This window comes from Psychrobacter cibarius (assembly GCA_030686115.1).
Taxonomy (GTDB): Bacteria; Pseudomonadota; Gammaproteobacteria; order Pseudomonadales; family Moraxellaceae; genus Psychrobacter; species Psychrobacter cibarius_C.
This window is the reverse complement of the sequence record CP131612.1, coordinates 710265-730309: the sequence shown is the minus strand read 5'-3', so window position 1 is coordinate 730309 and position 20045 is coordinate 710265. Positions and strand designations below refer to the sequence as shown.

The 20045-nt window shown below is 42.9% G+C and carries 35 protein-coding genes; 2 read left to right on the top strand and 33 right to left on the bottom strand.

Going from position 1 to position 20045, the window contains the following annotated elements:
- Positions 1 to 283: 283 nt before the first annotated feature.
- From acpP to Q6344_03130, 5 genes are all read right to left on the bottom strand, one after another.
- Complete coding sequence (acpP, locus tag Q6344_03150; protein WLG14359.1) at positions 284 to 520, bottom strand: acyl carrier protein; 237 nt, start codon at positions 518 to 520, stop codon at positions 284 to 286.
- Positions 521 to 801: 281 nt separating this feature from the next.
- Positions 802 to 1530: a 3-oxoacyl-ACP reductase FabG gene (gene fabG / locus Q6344_03145; GenBank protein WLG14358.1), complete on the bottom strand. Its 729-nt coding sequence runs from the start codon at positions 1528 to 1530 to the stop codon at positions 802 to 804.
- Positions 1527 to 2495, bottom strand: coding sequence for an ACP S-malonyltransferase (fabD, locus tag Q6344_03140; protein WLG14357.1), 969 nt, complete (start codon positions 2493 to 2495; stop codon positions 1527 to 1529). Before fabD ends, fabG begins: the two co-directional genes overlap by 4 nt.
- A 437-nt stretch (positions 2496 to 2932) precedes the next feature.
- Entirely contained in the window at positions 2933 to 3115 is a 183-nt protein-coding gene (gene rpmF / locus Q6344_03135; protein ID WLG14356.1) for a 50S ribosomal protein L32, read from the bottom strand.
- Positions 3116 to 3452: 337 nt separating this feature from the next.
- Positions 3453 to 4046, bottom strand: a complete 594-nt coding sequence (locus Q6344_03130; GenBank protein ID WLG14355.1) for a YceD family protein — start codon at positions 4044 to 4046, stop codon at positions 3453 to 3455.
- Between the two features lie 185 nt (positions 4047 to 4231).
- Between Q6344_03130 and Q6344_03125 the strand changes: the two genes are divergently transcribed.
- Positions 4232 to 4963, top strand: a complete 732-nt coding sequence (locus tag Q6344_03125; GenBank protein WLG14354.1) for an elongation factor P hydroxylase — start codon at positions 4232 to 4234, stop codon at positions 4961 to 4963.
- A 218-nt stretch (positions 4964 to 5181) separates the two neighbouring features.
- Positions 5182 to 5802 (top strand): L-threonylcarbamoyladenylate synthase, encoded by a 621-nt coding sequence (locus Q6344_03120; GenBank protein ID WLG14353.1) that lies wholly within the window; start codon positions 5182 to 5184, stop codon positions 5800 to 5802.
- Positions 5803 to 5880: 78 nt separating this feature from the next.
- Here Q6344_03120 and rplQ read toward each other — a convergent pair whose 3' ends face one another.
- From rplQ to rpsJ, 28 genes are all read right to left on the bottom strand, one after another.
- Positions 5881 to 6240: a 50S ribosomal protein L17 gene (gene rplQ, locus Q6344_03115; protein WLG14352.1), complete on the bottom strand. Its 360-nt coding sequence runs from the start codon at positions 6238 to 6240 to the stop codon at positions 5881 to 5883.
- Positions 6241 to 6259: 19 nt separating this feature from the next.
- Entirely contained in the window at positions 6260 to 7267 is a 1008-nt protein-coding gene (gene rpoA / locus Q6344_03110) for a DNA-directed RNA polymerase subunit alpha (GenBank protein WLG14351.1), read from the bottom strand.
- Between the two features lie 80 nt (positions 7268 to 7347).
- Positions 7348 to 7989 (bottom strand): 30S ribosomal protein S4, encoded by a 642-nt coding sequence (gene rpsD / locus Q6344_03105; protein WLG14350.1) that lies wholly within the window; start codon positions 7987 to 7989, stop codon positions 7348 to 7350.
- Between the two features lie 48 nt (positions 7990 to 8037).
- Positions 8038 to 8427 (bottom strand): 30S ribosomal protein S11, encoded by a 390-nt coding sequence (gene rpsK / locus Q6344_03100; protein ID WLG14349.1) that lies wholly within the window; start codon positions 8425 to 8427, stop codon positions 8038 to 8040.
- A gap of 20 nt (positions 8428 to 8447) precedes the next feature.
- Positions 8448 to 8804: a 30S ribosomal protein S13 gene (gene rpsM / locus Q6344_03095; protein ID WLG14348.1), complete on the bottom strand. Its 357-nt coding sequence runs from the start codon at positions 8802 to 8804 to the stop codon at positions 8448 to 8450.
- A gap of 253 nt (positions 8805 to 9057) precedes the next feature.
- A complete protein-coding gene (gene rpmJ, locus Q6344_03090) occupies positions 9058 to 9174 on the bottom strand; it encodes a 50S ribosomal protein L36 (protein WLG14347.1) in 117 nt (38 codons plus the stop codon).
- A gap of 32 nt (positions 9175 to 9206) precedes the next feature.
- The gene (secY, locus tag Q6344_03085; protein WLG15128.1) at positions 9207 to 10538 is read right to left on the bottom strand and encodes a preprotein translocase subunit SecY; all 1332 of its coding nucleotides are present in this window, start codon (positions 10536 to 10538) and stop codon (positions 9207 to 9209) included.
- A gap of 19 nt (positions 10539 to 10557) precedes the next feature.
- Positions 10558 to 10998: a 50S ribosomal protein L15 gene (gene rplO / locus Q6344_03080; protein ID WLG14346.1), complete on the bottom strand. Its 441-nt coding sequence runs from the start codon at positions 10996 to 10998 to the stop codon at positions 10558 to 10560.
- Positions 10998 to 11177 carry a 50S ribosomal protein L30 gene (gene rpmD, locus Q6344_03075; protein ID WLG14345.1) on the bottom strand — a complete coding sequence of 60 codons (180 nt, stop codon included), beginning with the start codon at positions 11175 to 11177 and terminating at the stop codon, positions 10998 to 11000. The genes rplO and rpmD overlap by 1 nt, the downstream gene beginning before the upstream one ends.
- A gap of 20 nt (positions 11178 to 11197) precedes the next feature.
- A complete protein-coding gene (gene rpsE / locus Q6344_03070) occupies positions 11198 to 11713 on the bottom strand; it encodes a 30S ribosomal protein S5 (GenBank protein ID WLG14344.1) in 516 nt (171 codons plus the stop codon).
- A gap of 2 nt (positions 11714 to 11715) precedes the next feature.
- Complete coding sequence (gene rplR / locus Q6344_03065) at positions 11716 to 12066, bottom strand: 50S ribosomal protein L18 (GenBank protein WLG14343.1); 351 nt, start codon at positions 12064 to 12066, stop codon at positions 11716 to 11718.
- Between the two features lie 11 nt (positions 12067 to 12077).
- Positions 12078 to 12611 carry a 50S ribosomal protein L6 gene (rplF, locus tag Q6344_03060; GenBank protein ID WLG14342.1) on the bottom strand — a complete coding sequence of 178 codons (534 nt, stop codon included), beginning with the start codon at positions 12609 to 12611 and terminating at the stop codon, positions 12078 to 12080.
- A 175-nt stretch (positions 12612 to 12786) separates the two neighbouring features.
- Positions 12787 to 13185: a 30S ribosomal protein S8 gene (gene rpsH, locus Q6344_03055; GenBank protein WLG14341.1), complete on the bottom strand. Its 399-nt coding sequence runs from the start codon at positions 13183 to 13185 to the stop codon at positions 12787 to 12789.
- A gap of 11 nt (positions 13186 to 13196) precedes the next feature.
- A complete protein-coding gene (gene rpsN, locus Q6344_03050) occupies positions 13197 to 13502 on the bottom strand; it encodes a 30S ribosomal protein S14 (protein WLG14340.1) in 306 nt (101 codons plus the stop codon).
- A 12-nt stretch (positions 13503 to 13514) separates the two neighbouring features.
- A complete protein-coding gene (rplE, locus tag Q6344_03045; protein WLG14339.1) occupies positions 13515 to 14051 on the bottom strand; it encodes a 50S ribosomal protein L5 in 537 nt (178 codons plus the stop codon).
- A gap of 21 nt (positions 14052 to 14072) precedes the next feature.
- A complete protein-coding gene (gene rplX / locus Q6344_03040) occupies positions 14073 to 14390 on the bottom strand; it encodes a 50S ribosomal protein L24 (GenBank protein WLG14338.1) in 318 nt (105 codons plus the stop codon).
- Positions 14391 to 14398: 8 nt separating this feature from the next.
- On the bottom strand, positions 14399 to 14767 hold the full coding sequence (gene rplN / locus Q6344_03035; GenBank protein WLG14337.1) for a 50S ribosomal protein L14: 369 nt from the start codon (positions 14765 to 14767) through the stop codon (positions 14399 to 14401).
- A gap of 181 nt (positions 14768 to 14948) precedes the next feature.
- On the bottom strand, positions 14949 to 15221 hold the full coding sequence (gene rpsQ / locus Q6344_03030; protein WLG14336.1) for a 30S ribosomal protein S17: 273 nt from the start codon (positions 15219 to 15221) through the stop codon (positions 14949 to 14951).
- A complete protein-coding gene (rpmC, locus tag Q6344_03025) occupies positions 15218 to 15415 on the bottom strand; it encodes a 50S ribosomal protein L29 (GenBank protein ID WLG14335.1) in 198 nt (65 codons plus the stop codon). Before rpmC ends, rpsQ begins: the two co-directional genes overlap by 4 nt.
- On the bottom strand, positions 15415 to 15828 hold the full coding sequence (rplP, locus tag Q6344_03020) for a 50S ribosomal protein L16 (protein WLG14334.1): 414 nt from the start codon (positions 15826 to 15828) through the stop codon (positions 15415 to 15417). Before rplP ends, rpmC begins: the two co-directional genes overlap by 1 nt.
- 3 nt (positions 15829 to 15831) lie before the next feature.
- Positions 15832 to 16560 carry a 30S ribosomal protein S3 gene (gene rpsC, locus Q6344_03015; GenBank protein WLG14333.1) on the bottom strand — a complete coding sequence of 243 codons (729 nt, stop codon included), beginning with the start codon at positions 16558 to 16560 and terminating at the stop codon, positions 15832 to 15834.
- Positions 16561 to 16563: 3 nt separating this feature from the next.
- Entirely contained in the window at positions 16564 to 16893 is a 330-nt protein-coding gene (rplV, locus tag Q6344_03010) for a 50S ribosomal protein L22 (protein ID WLG14332.1), read from the bottom strand.
- 10 nt (positions 16894 to 16903) lie between these two features.
- A complete protein-coding gene (gene rpsS / locus Q6344_03005) occupies positions 16904 to 17179 on the bottom strand; it encodes a 30S ribosomal protein S19 (GenBank protein WLG14331.1) in 276 nt (91 codons plus the stop codon).
- A gap of 12 nt (positions 17180 to 17191) precedes the next feature.
- A complete protein-coding gene (gene rplB, locus Q6344_03000) occupies positions 17192 to 18019 on the bottom strand; it encodes a 50S ribosomal protein L2 (GenBank protein WLG14330.1) in 828 nt (275 codons plus the stop codon).
- A gap of 11 nt (positions 18020 to 18030) precedes the next feature.
- The gene (rplW, locus tag Q6344_02995; protein ID WLG14329.1) at positions 18031 to 18381 is read right to left on the bottom strand and encodes a 50S ribosomal protein L23; all 351 of its coding nucleotides are present in this window, start codon (positions 18379 to 18381) and stop codon (positions 18031 to 18033) included.
- Positions 18378 to 18980, bottom strand: coding sequence for a 50S ribosomal protein L4 (gene rplD / locus Q6344_02990; GenBank protein WLG14328.1), 603 nt, complete (start codon positions 18978 to 18980; stop codon positions 18378 to 18380). The genes rplW and rplD overlap by 4 nt, the downstream gene beginning before the upstream one ends.
- Before the next feature lie 14 nt (positions 18981 to 18994).
- Positions 18995 to 19633 carry a 50S ribosomal protein L3 gene (gene rplC / locus Q6344_02985; protein ID WLG14327.1) on the bottom strand — a complete coding sequence of 213 codons (639 nt, stop codon included), beginning with the start codon at positions 19631 to 19633 and terminating at the stop codon, positions 18995 to 18997.
- Between the two features lie 48 nt (positions 19634 to 19681).
- Positions 19682 to 19993 (bottom strand): 30S ribosomal protein S10, encoded by a 312-nt coding sequence (rpsJ, locus tag Q6344_02980; protein ID WLG14326.1) that lies wholly within the window; start codon positions 19991 to 19993, stop codon positions 19682 to 19684.
- Positions 19994 to 20045 lie beyond the last annotated feature (52 nt).

The window sequence follows — 20045 nt, the reverse complement described above, 5'->3', positions numbered from 1 at the left end:
TTGTTATTTATTATTCATCATTATTTTTTTAATGGCATATACTTTCATATATAACCACACTTTATATATAACTACACTTTGTTACTGCTTACCATTATGAGTATAGACAAAGATAGGTAAGGTAGATAGTAATAGTATGTTGAGTAATGTTGATTTGGCGTAGCTTATGTTAACGTATTGATTAGTCACATAACTGTCCGTTGCCATGGTAAATTAATAACATAAAAAAACCGCCTATCTCTACAGATAGGCGGCTAAAATAACTCGCTAAGCCACTAGCTAATTATAGCTGCGCTTGTACATAATCAATCGCTTTTTGAACAGTCGTTAATTCTGCTGAATCTTCATCAGGAATGGTAATGCCAAAGTCACTTTCAAATGACATAACCAATTCGACTAGGTCTAACGAATCTGCACCTAAGTCTTCCATAAATGATGCATCATTGTTGATATCTTCAACATTCATACCCAATTGCTCAGCTACTGCAGCTTTAACTCTTAGCTCGGTATCATTACTCATGTAGATTTCTCCTTTTTGATCTATTATTTGGCAAGTCACCATAGGCCTATCATTAGGCTCTACAGCATTGTATATAAAATCATATCTTCAGATTAGCACAGCTATCTGAGTACTTTGTAACTTGTTTTATAGCTGGTTATACGTTTTGACTGATGTCTAGTAAAGCCCTGCTATAATACAGGGCTTTGACATAAAAGTATCCGTCATTATAACACCCTTTATTATAGTTTACACTCGTGCACAGAGTTTTTTATTATAACTGTGTAACACTTATTTATCCCCTACATATACATACCGCCATTGACAGGGATAACAGCGCCTGTGATATAACTGGCCTCATCGCTGGCTAAGAAATGTACGGCTGCTGCAATGTCTTCTGGCTGTCCAAGGCGACTGATAGGTACAGCGTCTAGCATAGAGTTCAATAGGCGCTCATCAAGCTCGTCCGTCATATCCGTTTCGATCAAACCAGGGGCTACGCAATTGATCGTCACTTGTCGTGAGCCAATTTCACGCGCGAGCGTACGGCTGAACCCTTCGACGCCTGCTTTGGTCGCCGCATAGTTAGACTGACCTGCATTACCCATTTGAGCAACGACAGAGGTTATATTGATGATACGACCACGGCGTGCTTTCATCATACCGCGCACAGCACGTTTACTCATACGGTATACCGACGTCAAATTGGTATCGATGACATTTTCCCAGTCGTCATCTTTCATACGCATCAGCAGACCATCTTGGGTGATACCTGCATTATTGACCAAGACTTGTACTGCGCCGTAGACGCTCTCAATCTCTTCAAACAGCTTATCAATTTGTGCGGTATCACGCACGTCTAAAACACGTCCAATACCGCCACTATCGTGGAGATAACCATCAATCAGCTCGGCACCTTTTTCCGTAGTGGCTGTACCAATAACAAAATGTCCTTCTTTGGCGAAACGTTTGGCAACGGCTTTACCAATACCACGGCTAGCACCTGTCACTAGAGTAATCGTACGACTCATGATAACACCTCCATTAATTTATCAAGACGAGCGGGCTTGTCAGTAGGATAGCTCGTAATTGGCTGTGCTTGGCGCTTCGCCAAGTTGCTCAATACATTACCACTGCCGCATTCGATTAAAATATTAATTTGTTTGTCAGCCAGCTCTTGCATGGTTTTTGACCATAATACTGGTTGGCTTAATTGCTCTGTTAATGCCTGCTTGATACCGACCGCACTGCTCTCGACACGCGCATGTCGATTTTGGATAACAGGAATCGTCGCTTGATCAAATTTTATTTCTGCCAGAATTTCAGCCAATGCACTACTGGCTGGCTCCATAAGCGCGCAATGTGATGGTACGCTGACCTTTAGCGGGATGGATTTTTTGCCGGTGTTTTGCACTTTATCAATAACGGCATTCACACCAGCAGCATTACCCGATATCACTACTTGTCCTGGGCTATTAAAGTTGGCTGCACCTACAATGGCACCCTCGACATGTTCAGTCGCTTGCTCACACAAGTTTTCTACTCGATTGTCCTCAAGCCCTAACACTGCTGCCATGGCAGTATCGACACCTACAACGGCTTCTTGCATCAACTGACCACGCTTATGTACCAATTTAACCGCATCAGCAAGCGATATGACTTCAGCCGCACAAAGCGCACTGTACTCACCTAGAGAATGACCCGCTAAATAACAAGGCGCTGTGGTTATTTTTTGTTTTAAGATACGCCAAATGGCGATGCTGGCCGTCAGTAATGCTGGCTGAGTATACTGTGTTTGGTTGAGTTTTTCTTCATTTTGACAGATTGCCCATAAGTCTTCACCAAGCGCGGCGCTAGCTTCAGTAAAGGTATCGAGAATCTCTGGATAGATTTCAGCAAGCTCACTAGTCATCCCGACTACTTGCGATCCTTGACCAGGAAAAATTACCGCAATACGTGTCGGCGGCTTTTTTACCATATCGGGTACAGAGGCCATAACCAATATTCCTTATTTAATTGGAAATATCCCTAAAAACAATTGGGGTTTATTATATTATTAGAGGCGATATAAAGCCGTTGCTTTAGTATTTGTCTAAAAAAACGGATTATCGATAAACTATACACTGACGCACACTATTATCATAGCGGATGCTACTGAAACACGTATAGTAAAAGATACCACTCAAATTAAAATGGTAGAGTATATCGGTTCATTTTCATATTTGCTAAAGGCACATGGTAAAAGGTTGTTCAAATACCTACCATAAAAGCCAATAGCAAAAAGCCAAGTTATCTAGCCACATAATATATGATAGCGAAATAACTTGGCTTTCTTCAGCTCAAAGCATATTACCTAATAACAGCGTTGCAAAAATAATGACAGTCACCAGTACTATCATTATTTTTACAATCAGCTATTGAATAGCCAACAATTTAAGCGTCTTGACTAACTTTAAACAACTGGCGACCACGGTAGAAACCATCTTTAGTCATGTGATGACGACGATGTTTTTCACCAGTGGTAGCATCTACGCTTATCTCAGCGATTTCCATACGATGATGTGAACGGCGCATGTCACGACGAGAACGACTTTTACGACTTTTTTGAACGGCCATGATATAGCTCCTATACTTAAAAGGGGATAAGCTTGAAATTCAGCTTTAATCGACACTGACAGAGGCTATATAATCACAACAACCTAAGTCTTACGCATCATTAGTTAAATAGATTGCCACGTATTAAAGTGTTGATTACGTCTAAAATCTATAGTTAGTCTGCAAGATCAGCATCTATCTGCCAGTAGCAGATTGCTAGAATGCAATAAACGGGACATTATACGCATGTTTAGCGGATTAATAAAGCCCTGCTTCTCACTCTTTGGTAGAAAGCTGATGAAAGGTATCATAAATTTATTAAGTAGTACATTGATATATGACTTGTCTCTTAATAAGATTACAACTTGCCTTTTAGCGAGGCTAAAGCAGCAAAAGGATTTTCGCTTTCTTCCTCTTCTGGAATCTCACCAAATTGCTCTACCGTCATTTCACAGTCGTCATGTTTTGGCGACATTGGCGTCTTCAGTAATATCTCATCTTCTACCAATTTTTTGAATGGCAATAAAAGCTCTGGTGCAGGCTCAGTAATAATTTCATCAAGTAATAAATAGTCTTGTTCATCATTGATTGAACGTGCTTGGCTCTCATCTTCTAGTAGCACAATATTATAATCATCAGACAAATCGATAGCCACTGGCTGTAGGCAACGCTGACAGGTTAACCAAACTTCACCCGTCAGTGTAAATGCCAAATGTAAGACATTATTGCGTCGATACAGATTGGCATTAAGCGAGATATTTGCTTGTTCATGTTCGGTGGCTAAGATAGCAGCAAGACGTTTGAAAGCGCTTGGCTCTACCTCTCCTGTCCATTCATATCCAGTATCTGCCCATTTATCCAAAGAAATAGATTCAGGCATACTAGTAGATAAAGGCGCTTTTTTATTATCAGCATAACCTGCTGACGGTTTACTTTCTGGAGTGCTTGACATGCGCGACCTCATTCATCAAAACGGTGTATAATATTGCCTGCCATACTAACGGAAAGCATTGAGCGACGCTAGCGCTAGTATGTTAAATTTGTTTGATATGAGCTCTATTTTCATCTCTTTATTTCTCCTATTTATATTCAAAGATAGTTCTTCTTTTTATCTTTTATTTGACCAGTGTTTTACCTATGAATGTGTTTAATGATAAACCTAACTTCTCGAACCTACTTTCTCCACTTGAAGCAAAGATACTATTGCAACGTCTCACTACTTTAACCAGTAGTGTGAATACCTCTTCCACTGACTCGTGGAACCTTAACAACAATCAGTGCTTAGAGGATGTAAAAAGTGAATGGCAAATGTTAGAAAGGTTAGCTGCTATCAAAGGCACTCCATCATTGGTTGATAAATACGAGCAAGCGGCTACTGATTGGCTCATCCAATTATTCAATAATTTATTCGCTCATCAAAACGTTACATTGGTTCGTGGACAAGGAGAACCAGAGTACTTTCCAGCACAAAATAACGAACCCGCAAGAATTGAATTCGCTCATGGATTTTTTGCTAGTGCGTTGCATGAGCTAAGCCATTGGTGTGTGGCTGGAGAGGCTCGTAGACGTTTGCCTGACTTTGGCTACTGGTACGCACCAGATGGGCGTACCGCCGCTCAGCAGCAAGCATTTGAGCGCGTAGAGATTAAACCACAAGCGTTAGAGTGTTTATTTACTCTCGCTTGCGAACGATCATTTGAGGTGTCACAAGATAATTTGTTTGCTGACTTTGATACGAGCAATAGTACATTCGCAAACGACGTCTACCGACAAGTGCAACAATACATCGCTAAGCCCAATATATTGCCACCTGATGCTAAGACTTTATTACACGCTTTACTCAGTGTCTCTATAGCTGATCTAGAGTAACAGCAGCATATCAGCTTAGAAGTGTGGCATTTTTGCGTTAACGATTGTCTACGCATAGTAACGGCTTGCAATCAAACTTATATTGGCTTTGCGCTATACTAGGAAGGCAGTGATGCTTTTTTAGTAAACTTAGTGAAAGAAGCGTACGCGCCATAAATGTTCTACTTAGTCGAAAACCTCACATTTAAAAACCCATAATTATAAAATAAGGAACTGCTATGCAAGTATTTTATATTCATCCAGAAAATCCACAGCCACGTCTGATTGAGCAAGTGGCGGATCTGTTACGTAAAGACCAGCTCATTATCTACCCTACCGATACCAGCTATGCTTTTGGTTGTCGCTTAGGAGCAAAGGATGCACTCGATAAGCTCAAACAAATTCGTGAACTTGATGATAAACACCAGTTTACCTTACTGTGCCGTGACTTAAGCGAAATTGCCAACTATGCTGTAGTAGACAATATACAATTTAAACAGCTCAAAGCACTTACTCCTGCGCCCATCACCTTTATCCTCAATGCCACAAAAGACGTACCAAAAAAATTGGCACATGCGAAGAAAAAAACCATCGGTATTCGAGTACCTAGCAACCCTATTGCGCAAGCGCTTTTAGAGGCCATGGATGAACCTATCTTAACCAGTTCATTAATACTTCCTAACCGTGATGACATACTAGATGATCCCTTTGAGATTGAGGATTTATTAGGCAATCAAATCGACGGTTTGATAAATGCAGGTGTAAAGACCACTAAACTAACTACTATCGTTGATATGACTGGTAGCCAGCCTGAAATTATCAGACAAGGTGCCGCGGATGTAGATTCACTACTACGCTAATAGACTAAAGCATCAGACACAAAAAAAGCTCCAATTGAATTGGAGCTTTTTTATATACATTTTTTGCTTATTATAAAATTAGTCGCGATCAACCAATTCTACATATGCCATTGGCGCATTGTCACCATCACGGTAACCACATTTTACGATACGCAAATATCCACCTGGGCGGGTCTGGTAACGAGGACCTAACGTGCCAAATAGTTTGCCTACCATAGCTTTGCTACGCATACGGCTAAATGCCAAGCGACGGTTAGCAACGCTGTCTTCTTTAGCCATAGTGATTAATGGCTCAGCAACGCGACGTAACTCTTTTGCTTTTGGTAAAGTTGTTTTGATCAGTTCATGCTCAAATAATGAGTTAGTCATGTTCTGAAACATTGCCTTACGATGACTGCCGGTACGACCCAGCTTGACTCCACTCTTACGATGGCGCATAGTCAAAAATCCTTAAAGTTTAACGGCTACGATAAGAAAAGCGATCATCAACACGAAGGTCAGCTGGTGGCCAGTTATCTAGGCGCATACCGAGCTCTAAATCTTTAGACGCTAGTACGTCTTTGATTTCCGTTAATGATTTCTTACCAAGATTTGGGGTTTTTAGAAGTTCAGTCTCTGAACGTTGTACCAAATCACCGATATAGTAAATGTTTTCAGCTTTCAAGCAGTTGGCTGAGCGAACCGTTAGTTCAAGATCGTCCACAGGGCGTAATAGCACCGGATCAACCTCTTCTTTCTCTTTCACAGGCTCAGGCGCTTCTTCAGCTTCTAGGTCAACAAAGATAGAAATCTGTTGTTGTAAAATAGTGGCTGCTTTACGAATTGCTTCTTCTGGATCTATAGTGCCATTAGTTTCAAGCTCAATGATAAGACGATCAAGATCAGTACGCTGCTCTACACGAGCGTTCTCAACCTGATAAGCAACACGAAGCACAGGACTAAAACTTGCATCAAGTTTTAAACGTCCGATTGCTTTAGTATCACCATCTTCACGGCGCTGGTTTGCTGGCTCATATCCACGACCCATTACTACACGCAAACGCATCTTAAGATGACCACGATCACTCAATGTACCCAACACCAATTCTGGATTGACGATGTCTACATTATGCGGTAACGCGATGTCTGCAGCAGTAATAGTGCCTGGACCTTGTTTATCCAAGGTCAAAAATACTTCATTTTGGTCATGAAGCGTAATAGCCAAGCCTTTTAGATTCAAAAGCAAGTCAAGTACATCTTCTTGTAGCCCTTCAAGCGTTGAGTATTCATGGTCAACACCATCAATCTCAGCTTCAATGACTGCAGCACCAGGTAATGAAGATAACAAGATGCGACGTAAGGCATTACCAAGGGTATGCCCAAAGCCGCGTTCTAACGGTTCGAGCGTGACTTTCGCAATCGTTTCATTAACCGTATCCACATTAATGGCATTCGGCGTTAGAAACTCAGTTGCATTTAGCATCATGATGTCACCTCGATTTATTAAACTGGTTTAATTAACGTTGATTGCTCAATGCCGTTTTCACGACATCGAGCAGTACGTCATTACTTAGAGTATAGCTCAACGATCAAGCTTTCGTTGATTTCAGCAGGTAGATCAATACGATCAGGCGCTTGTTTAAACGTGCCTTGTAATTTGCTGTGGTCAACATCTAGCCATTCTGGAATACCACGTTGGGTAGCCAGCTCAATTGCGTTTTTAATACGTAATTGCTCGCGAGACTTCTCTTGGATAGCGATGACATCACCATCTTGCAACTGAATTGATGGAATGTTCACACGAACAAACTCATCACGGCCAGCTTTTTTTACCATAACAGTACGATGACTGACTAGCTGACGTGCTTCGGCGCGAGTTGAGCCAAAGCCCATGCGATAAACAACGTTATCTAGACGGCTCTCAAGCATGGCTAAGAGGTTTTCACCAGTAGCACCGCGCTTACGAGCAGCTTCTTTATAGTAATTAGCAAACTGACGCTCTAGTACACCATAAATACGCTTAACTTTCTGCTTTTCACGCAGCTGTAAAGCATATTCTGAGGTCTTGTTACGGCTTACACCGTGTTGACCTGGTGGACGACCAGCTTTTTTCGTTTTTACGTCGTATGGTTTAACGCCAGACTTAAGACCTAAGTCCGTGCCTTCACGACGTGATAATTTGAGTTTTGGTCCAATATAGCGGGCCATTGTTATGTCTCCTATAAGCTTTTGGGATAAAAAGCTTCGTCTTTAATATTAGACGCGGCGCTTTTTCGGCGCACGGCAACCATTGTGTGGGATTGGGGTTACATCAGAGATGCTGTTAACTTTATAACCCAATGCACCTAGTGCTCTTACCGCAGACTCACGACCCGGTCCTGGTCCTTTGACCAAAACGTCGATATTCTTAACACCATATTCTTGAGCCGCTTTACCAGCGACTTCAGCTGCAACCTGAGCTGCAAATGGTGTAGATTTACGTGAACCACGGAAGCCTTGTCCACCTGAAGTGGCCCAAGCCAGTGCATTACCTTGACGATCGGTAATCGTAACAATGGTGTTATTAAAAGACGCATGGATATGGGCAATGCCCTCCGATACTGAACGACGAGTCACTTTCTTGCGACTACGAGTGTCTTTAGCCATCTTTTAGCTTCCTAAGTTAATTATCTTTTGAGAGGGCGTGTCGGACCCTTACGAGTACGAGCGTTGTTCTTAGTATTCTGACCTCTAACTGGTAGGTTACGACGATGACGGATGCCACGGTAACAACCAAGATCAACTAAACGCTTGATATTCATTGACACTTCACGACGAAGATCACCTTCAGTCATGTAATTTGCAACTTGTGCACGGATAGCATCTAACTGTGTATCATCTAACTGACTAACTTTAGTAGTAGGGGCAATGCCAACTGCTTCTAAGATTTTCTGAGCAGTGGTACGACCTACACCAAAGATGTAAGTTAGTGAAATAACAGCATGCTTATTATCCGGAATGTTTACGCCGGCAATACGAGCCATTGATTTCTCTCCATTAAAGAAAAATAAGCGTTATTTATCAATAAGGCTTTATTTTTCAGATTTGTTGCTGTCAATACTAAAGCTTTTATAATTATAATCGCTGCTTTGACTTGGTTACAAGCCTATTCATTGACGGTCTTATAAAAGTTTTTGCATAAACTACGGCAAGTGGCGGATGATATCCCATCCGCCGTTATTTTTCAAGTGTTAATTGAGATAGTAACAAAAGTCTAAGACTTTATAATACTAAATATTAACCTTGACGTTGCTTGTGGCGAGGTTCTGCTGTACAGATGATATGTACACGGCCTTTACGGCGCACAACTTTACAGCTACCACAAATCTTTTTAACTGATGCTTGAACTTTCATAGCATGCTCCTTTGAGATATCGTACCGCTCATTTAAGATTGAGTGGGCGATTGAATTAACGTCTGATCATGATATTGATGGGTCATCAAATGCGCCTGGATTTGCGAAATGAAGTCCATTACCACAACCACCATAATCAGTAAAGACGTACCACCGAGTTGAAACGGTACACCAAACGATGACTGGACGACCATTGGCATTAAACAAATAACCGTCATATACATCGCGCCAATAAAGGTCAGTCGGTTTAATACATGATCTAGGTAACGCTGAGTTTGTTGTCCGGGGCGAATACCTGGGATATACGCACCACTACGTTTAAGGTTTTCAGCTACTTCACGTGGACTAAATACCAATGCCGTATAGAAGTAACAGAAGAAAATAATCATCGCGCCAAACAGAACCAAATATAGCGGCTGTCCTGGAGACAACACCAATGCCATATTCTGTAGTATCTTTTGTGTAAGGGTAGGATCAGTTGATTGACCGACCCACTGCCCTAAACTTGCTGGAAACAACAATAACGAGCTGGCAAAAATGGCTGGAATAACCCCTGCCATGTTAAGCTTCAGCGGCAAATGTGACTGCTGCTGAGCATATATTTTACGACCTTGTTGCTGCTTCTGTGCATAGTTCACTGGAACACGGCGCTGAGCACGTTCAATATAAACGATACCAGCAGTAACCGCGATGCCTAGTAGCACAAAAATAAACAGTACAATCAAGTTCATCTGCCCTTGATTGACCTGTTCAATAGACTGCGAAATCATACCTGGCGTACCAGCCACAATACTCGCAAAAATGAGCATTGAAATACCATTACCTACGCCGCGCTCTGTAATCTGCTCACCAAGCCACATCAAGAACATAGCGCCCGCTACCAATGAGGTAACCGCTGGAATATAAAAGGTCAGACCAGAAGATAAGGTAAGATTTTGACTGATTAAGCCAGCACACATTCCTAATGACTGTACTAGGGCTAAAGCAAGTGTCCCTTGACGGGTATACTTGTTCAACTTACGTCGTCCCGCTTCGCCTTCTTTTTTGAGGGCTTCAAGCGATGGCAATACTGCAGACATCATCTGTACAATAATCGATGCTGAAATATACGGCATAATGCCGAGCGCCATAATGGACATACGCTCTAGTGCACCACCTGAGAACATGTTAAACATACTCAAAATGGTGTTTTCGTTGCGCGAAAACAGATCAGCCAAGTTGACCGGATTGATACCCGGTACTGGAATATGTGACCCTAAACGATAAACAACCAATGCGCCGATTAAGAATAATAAACGCGTCCACAATTCATCATACTTGCGTATGAATGCAAATGGATTGAGCGGTATACCAGTCGATGACATTGATTGTTTTGACACGTTACTACTCCTCGATGCTACCACCAGCAGCTTCGATTGCTAGCTTAGCGCCTTTAGTCACTTTGATACCTTTAAAGGTATAAGCCTTAGTGACTTCGCCTGACAACATAATACGGGCACGCTTCATGTCGTGACGGATTAGGTTAGCAGCTTTAAGTGTTTCAAGGCTAACCACATCGCCATCAATTTTATTTAGTTCAGAAAGACGTACTTCAGCCGTCTTCATTGCCATTTTACTGGTAAAACCAAATTTCGGTAGGCGACGATATAAAGGCATTTGACCACCCTCAAATCCTGAGCGAATGCTAGAACCTGAACGAGATTTCTGACCTTTTACACCACGACCACCAGTCTTACCAAGACCTGAACCGATACCACGACCACGACGTTGGGCAGTTTTCTTTGCGCCAACACCTGGTGATAATTCATTTAATCTAAGACCCATTACGCTTCCTCCACTTTTACCATGTAGTTAACGCGATTGACCATACCACGTGTTGAAGGTGTATCTTCTACTTCAACAGTATGATTAATACGGCGTAAACCCAATCCTTTCAAGCTCGCTTTGTGGCTCTTTAGGCGATGGGCACCCGATTTAAATTGAGTGACTTTCATTTTTTTCATCGTAACTCACCTAGTCTAAGTTAACCCAAGATTTCGTCTACAGATTTACCACGTTTTGCTGCCATCTTCTCTGGAGTTGACATATCACGTAAACCGTTAAACGTTGCGCGAACAACGTTAGCAGTATTGGTAGAACCATAACATTTAGTCAAAACATCTTTGACACCAGCAACTTCTAATACAGCACGCATTGCGCCACCAGCGATTACGCCAGTACCTTCAGATGCAGGCTGCATATAAACTTTACTAGCACCATGACGTGCTTTGATCGGATGATACAAAGTTGCATCATTAAGCTCAACAGTAATCATATTACGTTTGGCAGCTTCTAGTGCTTTTTGGATAGCAGCTGGCACTTCACGTGCTTTACCGCGACCAAAACCAACACGACCATTGCCATCGCCCACTACAGTCAATGCAGTGAAAGAGAAAATACGACCACCTTTAACAACTTTTGCAACGCGATCAACGGTAACTAAGCGTTCTACTAGACCGTCAGTCTGTTCATTTTTATCATTTTTATCATTTCTAGCCATGATTAAAACTCCAATCCGTTTTCGCGAGCTGCTTCTGCTAAAGCTTTAACTCGACCATGATATTTAAAACCACTACGGTCAAAGGCAACTTTAGTGATACCAGCTGCTTTTGCGCGTTCTGCGATCATTTGGCCCACAGACGTTGCTGCATCAGCATTACCAGTCGCGCCTGAGCGCAAGCTGCCGTCTAAGGTAGATGCCTGAGCAATCACTTCACCACCGGTAGGAGAGATAATCTGGGCATAAATATGTTTTGGCGTGCGAGTAACCGTTAAGCGATGAACGCCTAAGAAACGGATATGCGCGCGGGTTTTCTTAGCTCGACGCAGACGAGCTGCTTTTTTATCAAACATTTCAACTCACCTTATTTTTTCTTGGCTTCTTTGCGAATCACATGCTCGTCACTATAACGAATACCTTTACCTTTATAAGGCTCAGGTGGGCGGAAACCGCGGATATTAGCCGCTGCTTGACCAAGCTGCTGTTTATTGTTTGATTTCAAAACAATTTCAGTTTGCGTTGGGGTTTCAGCTGACACACCTTCAGGCAACGTATATTCTACTGGATGAGAGTAACCAACGTTCAAAGTTACCTTATTACCAGCAACTTGTGCGCGATAACCAACACCAATTAACTGAAGACGCTTTTCAAAGCCTTCATTCACGCCTTTAACATAGTTGTTAACAAGAGCGCGCATGGTGCCAGTGTGCATCATAGCTTCTTTTGAATCGACTGTAGGTGAGAAAATGATCGCATCATCTTCCTGTTTCAGCTCGACCAATTCATGCAGGCGTAAAGACAAAATGCCGTTCTTGCCTTTCACTTCGACCTGCCGATCGTTCAAAGTAACACTTACGCCGTTTGGCAGTGTCACTGGGGCTTTAGCCACACGAGACATAGGAATATTCCTTAAAAAATTAACTTCTTTATATTAGCGAAAAAACTAACAGGCTAAAAAGCGTGTTAGTTTAGCATAGTTGACTGCGTTAGACACCTATCAATTTGAAATAATTCATTATTACTCAATCAATAGAAGTCTAACAATCATCAAATAGACTTTATCGTCGTGTAGCTTACGCTACAAATGCGACGATTTCACCACCGATACCAGCAGCGCGTGCAGCACGATCACTCATGATGCCTTGGCTAGTTGATACGATAGCAACACCCATACCTTGCTTAACAGTAGGGATAGCGTCTTTACCGCGGAACTGGCGCAAACCAGGACGGCTAAAACGTTGAATCGTTTCGATGACAGCACGGCCTTCGAAGTATTTCAATTCGATAGATAGGGTTGCTTTATTGTTTGCTTCTTCAGTAACAACAGCGCTCGCCACATAACCTTCGCTAACTAGCAAATCAGCAATTGATTTACGCAATTTAGAGCTCGGCATTGCTACCGATACTTTGTTAGCCATTTGTGCGTTACGAATACGGGTTAGCATATCCCCAACGGTATCTTGCATACTCATATAGTTACCCCTTACCAGCTTGCTTTACGAACACCAGGCACATCGCCTTGCATGACACGCTCACGCAGCATATTGCGTGATAAGCCAAACTTGCGGAAGTAACCGTGAGGACGACCGGTGATAGCACAACGATTGCGCAGACGTACTGGCGATGAATTGCGTGGAAGAGCTTGTAGCTCTAGCATCGCTTCCATACGAGTTTCGTCACTTGCAGTCATATCACTGATAGTTTCTTTTAGCTTGATACGCTTATCAGCGTACTTAGCAACCATTTTTTCGCGCTTTAATTCGCGGTTAATCATGCTCTTCTTTGCCATAACGTCTTTACCTTATTTAAATGGGAAGCCGAATGCTTTAAGCAACGCGCGACCTTCTTCATCAGATTGAGCTGACGTGGTGATTGTCACATCCATACCGCGGATACGATCAATCTTGTCAAAATCTACTTCTGGGAATACGATCTGTTCTTTGATACCCAATGAGTAGTTACCACGTCCGTCAAAGGCTTTAGGTGAAAAACCGCGGAAATCACGAATACGAGGAATTGCAATGGCAATGAGACGATCTAAAAATTCGTACATTTGCTCACCGCGTAGCGTTACTTTGCAGCCAATTGGCCATTCTTCACGAATTTTAAAGCCAGCAACTGATTTACGCGCTTTGGTGACGACAGGTTTTTGACCAGCGATAGCGGTCATGTCAGCTACTGCACCTTCAAGCAATTTCTTGTCTTGAGACGCGCCGCCTACACCCATGTTAAGTGTGATTTTAGTGATTTTAGGCACTTGCATCACATTAGCCAAACCAAGCTCTTCTTTGATTTGCTGCTTTAATTCTTCGTTATATAAAGATTTTAATCTTGCCATTACCATTACACCCTTAGTGTCTTACGCAGTCGCCACTACTTCACCGTTCGAACGATAGACGCGTTGTTTCTTGCCGTCTTCGCCGAACTGATAAGTAATACGATCAGCTTTTTGGGTTTGCGCATTTAATATTGCGACATTTGAGATATGTAGAAAAGCTTCTTTCTTAAGAATGCCACCTTCAACGCCAGTTGCCTGATTTGGCTTCTGATGTTTAGTGACAATATTAATGCCTTCAACTTTAATACGATCATTTTTTACAGCTTGTACAGTACCTTGCTTGCCTTTGTCTTTCCCAGCAATCACGATAACTGTATCGCCTTTACGTAATTTTGACATGGATTACCTCACAATACTTCTGGTGCTAGTGATACAATTTTCATAAACTGATCACCACGTAGTTCACGAGTTACCGGTCCAAAAATACGAGTTGCAATCGGTGCTTTATTTTGGTTCAACAATACCGCAGCATTGTCGTCAAAACGCAGAACAGAACCATCAGGACGACGAACGCCTTTTTTGGTACGTACAACTACAGCATTCATCACGTCGCCTTTTTTAACACGACCGCGAGGAATGGCTTCTTTAACCGTTACTTTAATAATGTCGCCAACTGATGCATAACGACGATGAGAGCCACCCAGTACTTTAATGCACTGAACTCGTCTTGCACCGCTATTATCTGCAACTTCCAGCATCGATTCAACCTGAATCATAGCGTTACTCCACACGTATGAGCAATAAAAACCAGTTGCTGCCGCTAGCACAGTATGAGTAGTCGGCATTTTAATAATAATAACCGCTGCTACTCTTAATGTGAGTGATATACGCTCGGCGCAATCAGCATCCTTAAAAAGGCGGCTATTTTAACAGCTTCTGGCTTTTAATGCAATTTACTTAGATTTTTTCTACTTTTTCAACCACTTCAACCAAAGTCCAAGACTTGGTTTTAGAGATTGGACGCGTTTCTTTGATGCGGACAAGGTCGCCTTGTTGGCAAACGTTATTCTCATCATGGGCTTTGATTTTTGTAGAACGACGAAGCTGCTTGCCATACAAAGGATGACGAACCAGACGCTCAATCAAAACTGTGATGGACTTGTCCATCTTGTCACTGACAACTCGTCCTGTCAATACGCTAGCATTAGCTGTTTGATTGTTATCGCTCATGAGTCGCCTCGTTGTTTCTCGTTAATCAAAGTCTGAAGCTGAGCAATCGCACGACGATTAACACGTACTTCATGGGTATTACCCAACTGACCAGTTGCTTTAGCCATACGAATACGGAAAGCATCAAGTTGCTTTTCATCAAGTAACTGAGTCAGTTCTTCTAATGATTTATCACGTAATTCACTGATCTTCATTACATTATCGTCCGCTTAACAATGGTAGTTTTAAAGGGCAGTTTTGCTGCAGCAAGCGTAAACGCTTCGCGAGCAAGTTCTTCTGAAACCCCTTCGAGTTCATATAGCACTTTACCAGGTTTGATTTCGCATACCCAATATTCTACAGGACCTTTACCTTTACCCATACGTACTTCTAGTGGTTTATTGGTAATTGGTTTGTCTGGGAATACACGAATCCAAATCTTACCACCACGCTTAATTTTACGAGTGATGGTACGACGTGCTGCTTCAATTTGACGGGCAGTCATACGACCACGAGTCAACGATTTTAGACCAATTTGTCCGAATGCAACGGTGCTTCCACGATGAGCTAGCCCAGTGTTACGACCTTTGTGCATTTTACGAAACTTGGTACGTTTTGGCTGTAACATAGTTTAACCTCTGTCTGTGTTTCGACGGTTTCCGTTTCCACGACCACGGCGTTTTGGCGCACGAGTCTGCTCTTCTTTAACGGGATTGTATACACTGTTCATACCGTCAAGGATTTCGCCACGGAAGATCCAAACTTTTACACCGATGGTGCCGTAAGTAGTTTCCGCACGTACTGACGAATAGTCGATATCAGCGCGTAGTGTATGCAATGGCACACGACCTTCACGGTACCATTCAGTACGAGCAATCTCAGCACCGCCAAGACGGCCAGACAGCTCAACTTTAATACCTTTAGCACCAGAACGCATGCTGTTCTGTACGGCGCGCTTCATAGCACGGCGGAACATAACACGACGCTCAAGCTGACTTGCGATACCTTCCGCTACTAAATGAGCATCAAGATCAGGCGAGGTGATTTCTTCAATGTTGACCTGAGCAGGTACGCCCATAATTTTGGTCAATTCTTTTTGAAGTCTTTCGATGTCTTCGCCTTTCTTACCGATAACGATACCAGGACGCGCAGTGGCGATGGTAATCTTAGCAGCACCTGTAGGACGCTCAATCATGATTTTGCTAATCATAGCACTATCAAGCTTTTGGCGCAGATATTCACGAACTTGAATGTCGTTGATTAGGTATTCTGAGTATTGTTTAGGGTTAGCATACCAGTTTGCGTTATGCTTCTTTACAACACCAAGACGAATTCCGATTGGATGTACTTTTTGACCCATAACTTATTCTCCTACCTTTATAGTGATGTGACAGGTACGCTTACTGATACGATCAGCGCGACCTTTAGCACGTGGTAGGATACGTTTTAGCGTAATGCCTTCATCAACGTAGATGGTTGATACTTTAAGGGTATCAATATCTAGACCGTTGTTGTGTTCGGCATTGGCGATGGCTGAGTTAAGACATTTCTTAACAAATACAGCGCCTTTTTTATTACTATACGTTAGGATATCCAAAGCACGCTCGATAGATTTGCCACGAACTTCATCGGCAACGAGTCTAACTTTTTGTGCCGATATGGCGGCACCGCGTAATTTTGCAGTTACTTCCATGGTAAGCACCTTATCTCTTAGCTTTTTTGTCAATGCCATGACCACGATACGTACGAGTCGGGGCAAATTCACCTAGTTTATGACCAACCATCTGTTCACTCACGATAACCGGTACATGAGTACGGCCATTGTGAACAGACAAGGTTAAGCCAACCATTTGTGGTAGGATCATCGAGCGGCGCGACCAAGTCTTAATTGGCTTGCGTGAGTTGGTGTCTAATGCATTCTCAACTTTAGCAAACAAATGCGCGTCTATGAATGGACCTTTTTTCAATGAACGAGGCATGAAATTCTTCCTTTATTTCTTCTTGGCGCGACGGCGGATGATCATATTGTCAGTACGCTTATTACTACGCGTTTTAAGTCCTTTAGACTTCTGACCCCAAGGGCTGGTTGGATGGCGACCTTTATTACGACCTTCACCACCACCATGTGGGTGATCAACCGGGTTCATAGCAACACCACGAACAGAAGGACGAACACCACGCCAACGTGAAGCACCGGCTTTACCAAGTGATTTCAAGTTGTTTTCAGTGTTAGAAACTTCACCAATAACGGCACGGCAGTTCACGTGTACACGGCGAGTTTCGCCAGAGCGCATACGTAGAATAGCATAAATACCTTCACGACCTAACAACTGAACGCTAGCACCCGCAGAACGAGCCATCTGTGCGCCTTTACCGATTTTAAGTTCGATATTATGGATCACAGTACCCAATGGAATGTTTTTCAGCGGTAAACAGTTACCTGGACGAATTGGTGATAGCTCACCTGACATTACTGTATCGCCAACTGCTTGTTTTTTAGCAGCAATGATATAGCGACGTTCGCCATCAGCGTACTTAAGTAAAGCAATGTGCGCAGTACGGTTAGGATCGTATTCAATACGCTCTACCGTTGCTGGGATATTGTCTTTAGTACGTTTGAAATCGATAATACGATAATGCTGCTTATGACCACCGCCAATATGACGAGTCGTTATGCGACCATTATTGTTACGACCACCAGTTTTACTTTTTGATTCGAGAAGCGCTGCAAACGGACGACCTTTATAAAGGTGTGGATGCACCACTTTTTCAACAAAACGACGGCCTGGTGATGTTGGCTTTGCTTTTACGATAGGCATGAGTGTAATCCTTATTCGTTGTTCGCTGTTTCACTAGTAGAAGCAGTCGTATTCGCGACCTCTTCACCAGCATCAGCCATTTGTACATCTTGACCAGCTTTTAAGGTAACGTAGGCTTTTTTGTAGTCATTACGACGGCCGATACTTTTACCAAAACGCTTTGTCTTACCTTTAACATTCAAAGTGTTTACTTTTAAAACTTCAACACCTTCAAACATCATCTCAACCGCTTTTTTGACTTCAAGCTTAGTAGCGTTAGAGTCAATTTTAAATACCTGCACACCAAGTGAGTCGCCAAGCATTTGAGATTTTTCTGAGAATACAGGTCCTCTTAGGATCTGATAAAGTCTTGCGTTATTCATGCTAGTGCTTCCTCAAATTGTTTCGCAGCTTCGACTGTCATGATCACTTTATCAAAAGCGATCAAACTCACTGGATCCACTTCACTTGTATCAAGTACATTGACATGTGGGATGTTGCGAGCAGCTAAGTACAAGTTTTCGTCAACTTCTTTAGTGACGATTAATGCACGTGATGCATTTAACTCACCTAACTTTGCAATCAACTCTTTAGTCTTAGGTCCAGAAACGCTTAGCTCTTCGACCAAAATCAAACGCTCTTGGCGAATCAATTCGGCTAAGATACACTGCATAGCACCGCGATACATTTTACGGTTAACTTTCTGTGACCAATCTTGTGGTTTAGCCGCGAATGCACGACCGCCCCCACGCCAGATTGGGCTACGAATAGAACCTGCACGAGCGCGACCAGTACCTTTTTGGCGCCATGGCTTAATGCCACCACCAGAAACTTCGGCACGGGTTTTTTGAGCGCGTGTACCTTGACGAGCACCAGCAAGATATGCGGTGACGACTTGATGCACTAGTGCTTCGTTGAATTCACGACCGAAAGCCGTATCAGAAAGCTCAACTGCCGCCCCTGTAACTGTTTTTAAATCCACGTTAATCCCCTTGCTTAGGCTTTGACTGACGGACGTACGATGACATCGCCACCGGTGGCACCTGGGATAGCACCCTTGATGACAAGTAACCCTTTTTCAACATCAACCGATATCACTTCTAGGCCCTGAACGGTAACGCGTTTGTTACCCATCTGACCTGGCATTTTTTTGCCTTTGAAGACTTTACCTGGTGACTGGTTTTGACCAGTTGAACCAATGGCACGGTGAGATACTGAGTTACCATGAGTGGCATCTTGCATGCTGAAGTTGTGACGCTTCACGCCGCCTTGAAAGCCTTTACCTTTACTGTTACCTGTGACATCAACCATCTGACCTTGTTCGAACAAGTCAGCTAGGATCTCACCACCAATTTCACGACCTTCAAGATCGCTATCATTGGCACGAAATTCCCAAACACCACGACCAGCGGCAACGCCAGCTTTAGCGAAGTGACCTTTTTGAGCTGCTGCTACGCGGCTGTCACGACGGGTACCTGTGGTAACTTGGATGGCTTGATAGCCATCTACATCAGTATTTTTTACTTGAGTAATGCGATTAGCACTGATCTCAACCACTGTTACAGGGATAGATGCGCCTGCTTCAGTGAAGACACGGGTCATGCCGCATTTTTTACCGACTAAACCGATCGCCATTTTAGACCTCTTTATATCTTATATTAATGGGTTGGGTGTTTATGTGCATTAACCCAAAGCAATTTGAACGTCAACACCCGCCGCCAAGTCAAGCTTCATTAGCGCATCCACAGTTTTGTCGGTAGGTTGAACGATGTCAACCATACGCTTATGAGTACGGATTTCGTACTGATCACGAGCGTCTTTGTTTACGTGTGGTGAAGTTAGAACGTTGAAGCGCTCAATGCGAGTCGGCAACGGTACAGGACCACAAACTTGCGCACCGGTGCGCTTTGCAGTATCAACAATCTCTTGTGCAGATTGATCAATCAGACGATGATCAAAAGACTTAAGACGGATACGGATTCTCTGGTTAGCCATGCCAGCAAGCTCCTAATATGTGCTTTTGTCATTTTTGCTTTGCAAAGATATG

Coding starts and splice junctions, on each gene's coding strand:
- acpP (WLG14359.1), bottom strand. CDS start 520: ATGAGTAATGATACCGAGCTAAGAGTTAAAGCTGCAGTAGCTGAGCAA.
- fabG (WLG14358.1), bottom strand. CDS start 1,530: ATGAGTCGTACGATTACTCTAGTGACAGGTGCTAGCCGTGGTATTGGT.
- fabD (WLG14357.1), bottom strand. CDS start 2,495: ATGGCCTCTGTACCCGATATGGTAAAAAAGCCGCCGACACGTATTGCG.
- rpmF (WLG14356.1), bottom strand. CDS start 3,115: ATGGCCGTTCAAAAAAGTCGTAAAAGTCGTTCTCGTCGTGACATGCGC.
- Q6344_03130 (WLG14355.1), bottom strand. CDS start 4,046: ATGTCAAGCACTCCAGAAAGTAAACCGTCAGCAGGTTATGCTGATAAT.
- Q6344_03125 (WLG14354.1), top strand. CDS start 4,232: ATGAATGTGTTTAATGATAAACCTAACTTCTCGAACCTACTTTCTCCA.
- Q6344_03120 (WLG14353.1), top strand. CDS start 5,182: ATGCAAGTATTTTATATTCATCCAGAAAATCCACAGCCACGTCTGATT.
- rplQ (WLG14352.1), bottom strand. CDS start 6,240: ATGCGCCATCGTAAGAGTGGAGTCAAGCTGGGTCGTACCGGCAGTCAT.
- rpoA (WLG14351.1), bottom strand. CDS start 7,267: ATGATGCTAAATGCAACTGAGTTTCTAACGCCGAATGCCATTAATGTG.
- rpsD (WLG14350.1), bottom strand. CDS start 7,989: ATGGCCCGCTATATTGGACCAAAACTCAAATTATCACGTCGTGAAGGC.
- rpsK (WLG14349.1), bottom strand. CDS start 8,427: ATGGCTAAAGACACTCGTAGTCGCAAGAAAGTGACTCGTCGTTCAGTA.
- rpsM (WLG14348.1), bottom strand. CDS start 8,804: ATGGCTCGTATTGCCGGCGTAAACATTCCGGATAATAAGCATGCTGTT.
- rpmJ (WLG14347.1), bottom strand. CDS start 9,174: ATGAAAGTTCAAGCATCAGTTAAAAAGATTTGTGGTAGCTGTAAAGTT.
- secY (WLG15128.1), bottom strand. CDS start 10,538: ATGTCATCGACTGGTATACCGCTCAATCCATTTGCATTCATACGCAAG.
- rplO (WLG14346.1), bottom strand. CDS start 10,998: ATGGGTCTTAGATTAAATGAATTATCACCAGGTGTTGGCGCAAAGAAA.
- rpmD (WLG14345.1), bottom strand. CDS start 11,177: ATGAAAAAAATGAAAGTCACTCAATTTAAATCGGGTGCCCATCGCCTA.
- rpsE (WLG14344.1), bottom strand. CDS start 11,713: ATGGCTAGAAATGATAAAAATGATAAAAATGAACAGACTGACGGTCTA.
- rplR (WLG14343.1), bottom strand. CDS start 12,066: ATGTTTGATAAAAAAGCAGCTCGTCTGCGTCGAGCTAAGAAAACCCGC.
- rplF (WLG14342.1), bottom strand. CDS start 12,611: ATGTCTCGTGTGGCTAAAGCCCCAGTGACACTGCCAAACGGCGTAAGT.
- rpsH (WLG14341.1), bottom strand. CDS start 13,185: ATGAGTATGCAAGATACCGTTGGGGATATGCTAACCCGTATTCGTAAC.
- rpsN (WLG14340.1), bottom strand. CDS start 13,502: ATGGCAAAGAAGAGCATGATTAACCGCGAATTAAAGCGCGAAAAAATG.
- rplE (WLG14339.1), bottom strand. CDS start 14,051: ATGGCAAGATTAAAATCTTTATATAACGAAGAATTAAAGCAGCAAATC.
- rplX (WLG14338.1), bottom strand. CDS start 14,390: ATGTCAAAATTACGTAAAGGCGATACAGTTATCGTGATTGCTGGGAAA.
- rplN (WLG14337.1), bottom strand. CDS start 14,767: ATGATTCAGGTTGAATCGATGCTGGAAGTTGCAGATAATAGCGGTGCA.
- rpsQ (WLG14336.1), bottom strand. CDS start 15,221: ATGAGCGATAACAATCAAACAGCTAATGCTAGCGTATTGACAGGACGA.
- rpmC (WLG14335.1), bottom strand. CDS start 15,415: ATGAAGATCAGTGAATTACGTGATAAATCATTAGAAGAACTGACTCAG.
- rplP (WLG14334.1), bottom strand. CDS start 15,828: ATGTTACAGCCAAAACGTACCAAGTTTCGTAAAATGCACAAAGGTCGT.
- rpsC (WLG14333.1), bottom strand. CDS start 16,560: ATGGGTCAAAAAGTACATCCAATCGGAATTCGTCTTGGTGTTGTAAAG.
- rplV (WLG14332.1), bottom strand. CDS start 16,893: ATGGAAGTAACTGCAAAATTACGCGGTGCCGCCATATCGGCACAAAAA.
- rpsS (WLG14331.1), bottom strand. CDS start 17,179: ATGCCTCGTTCATTGAAAAAAGGTCCATTCATAGACGCGCATTTGTTT.
- rplB (WLG14330.1), bottom strand. CDS start 18,019: ATGCCTATCGTAAAAGCAAAGCCAACATCACCAGGCCGTCGTTTTGTT.
- rplW (WLG14329.1), bottom strand. CDS start 18,381: ATGAATAACGCAAGACTTTATCAGATCCTAAGAGGACCTGTATTCTCA.
- rplC (WLG14327.1), bottom strand. CDS start 19,633: ATGGCGATCGGTTTAGTCGGTAAAAAATGCGGCATGACCCGTGTCTTC.
- rpsJ (WLG14326.1), bottom strand. CDS start 19,993: ATGGCTAACCAGAGAATCCGTATCCGTCTTAAGTCTTTTGATCATCGT.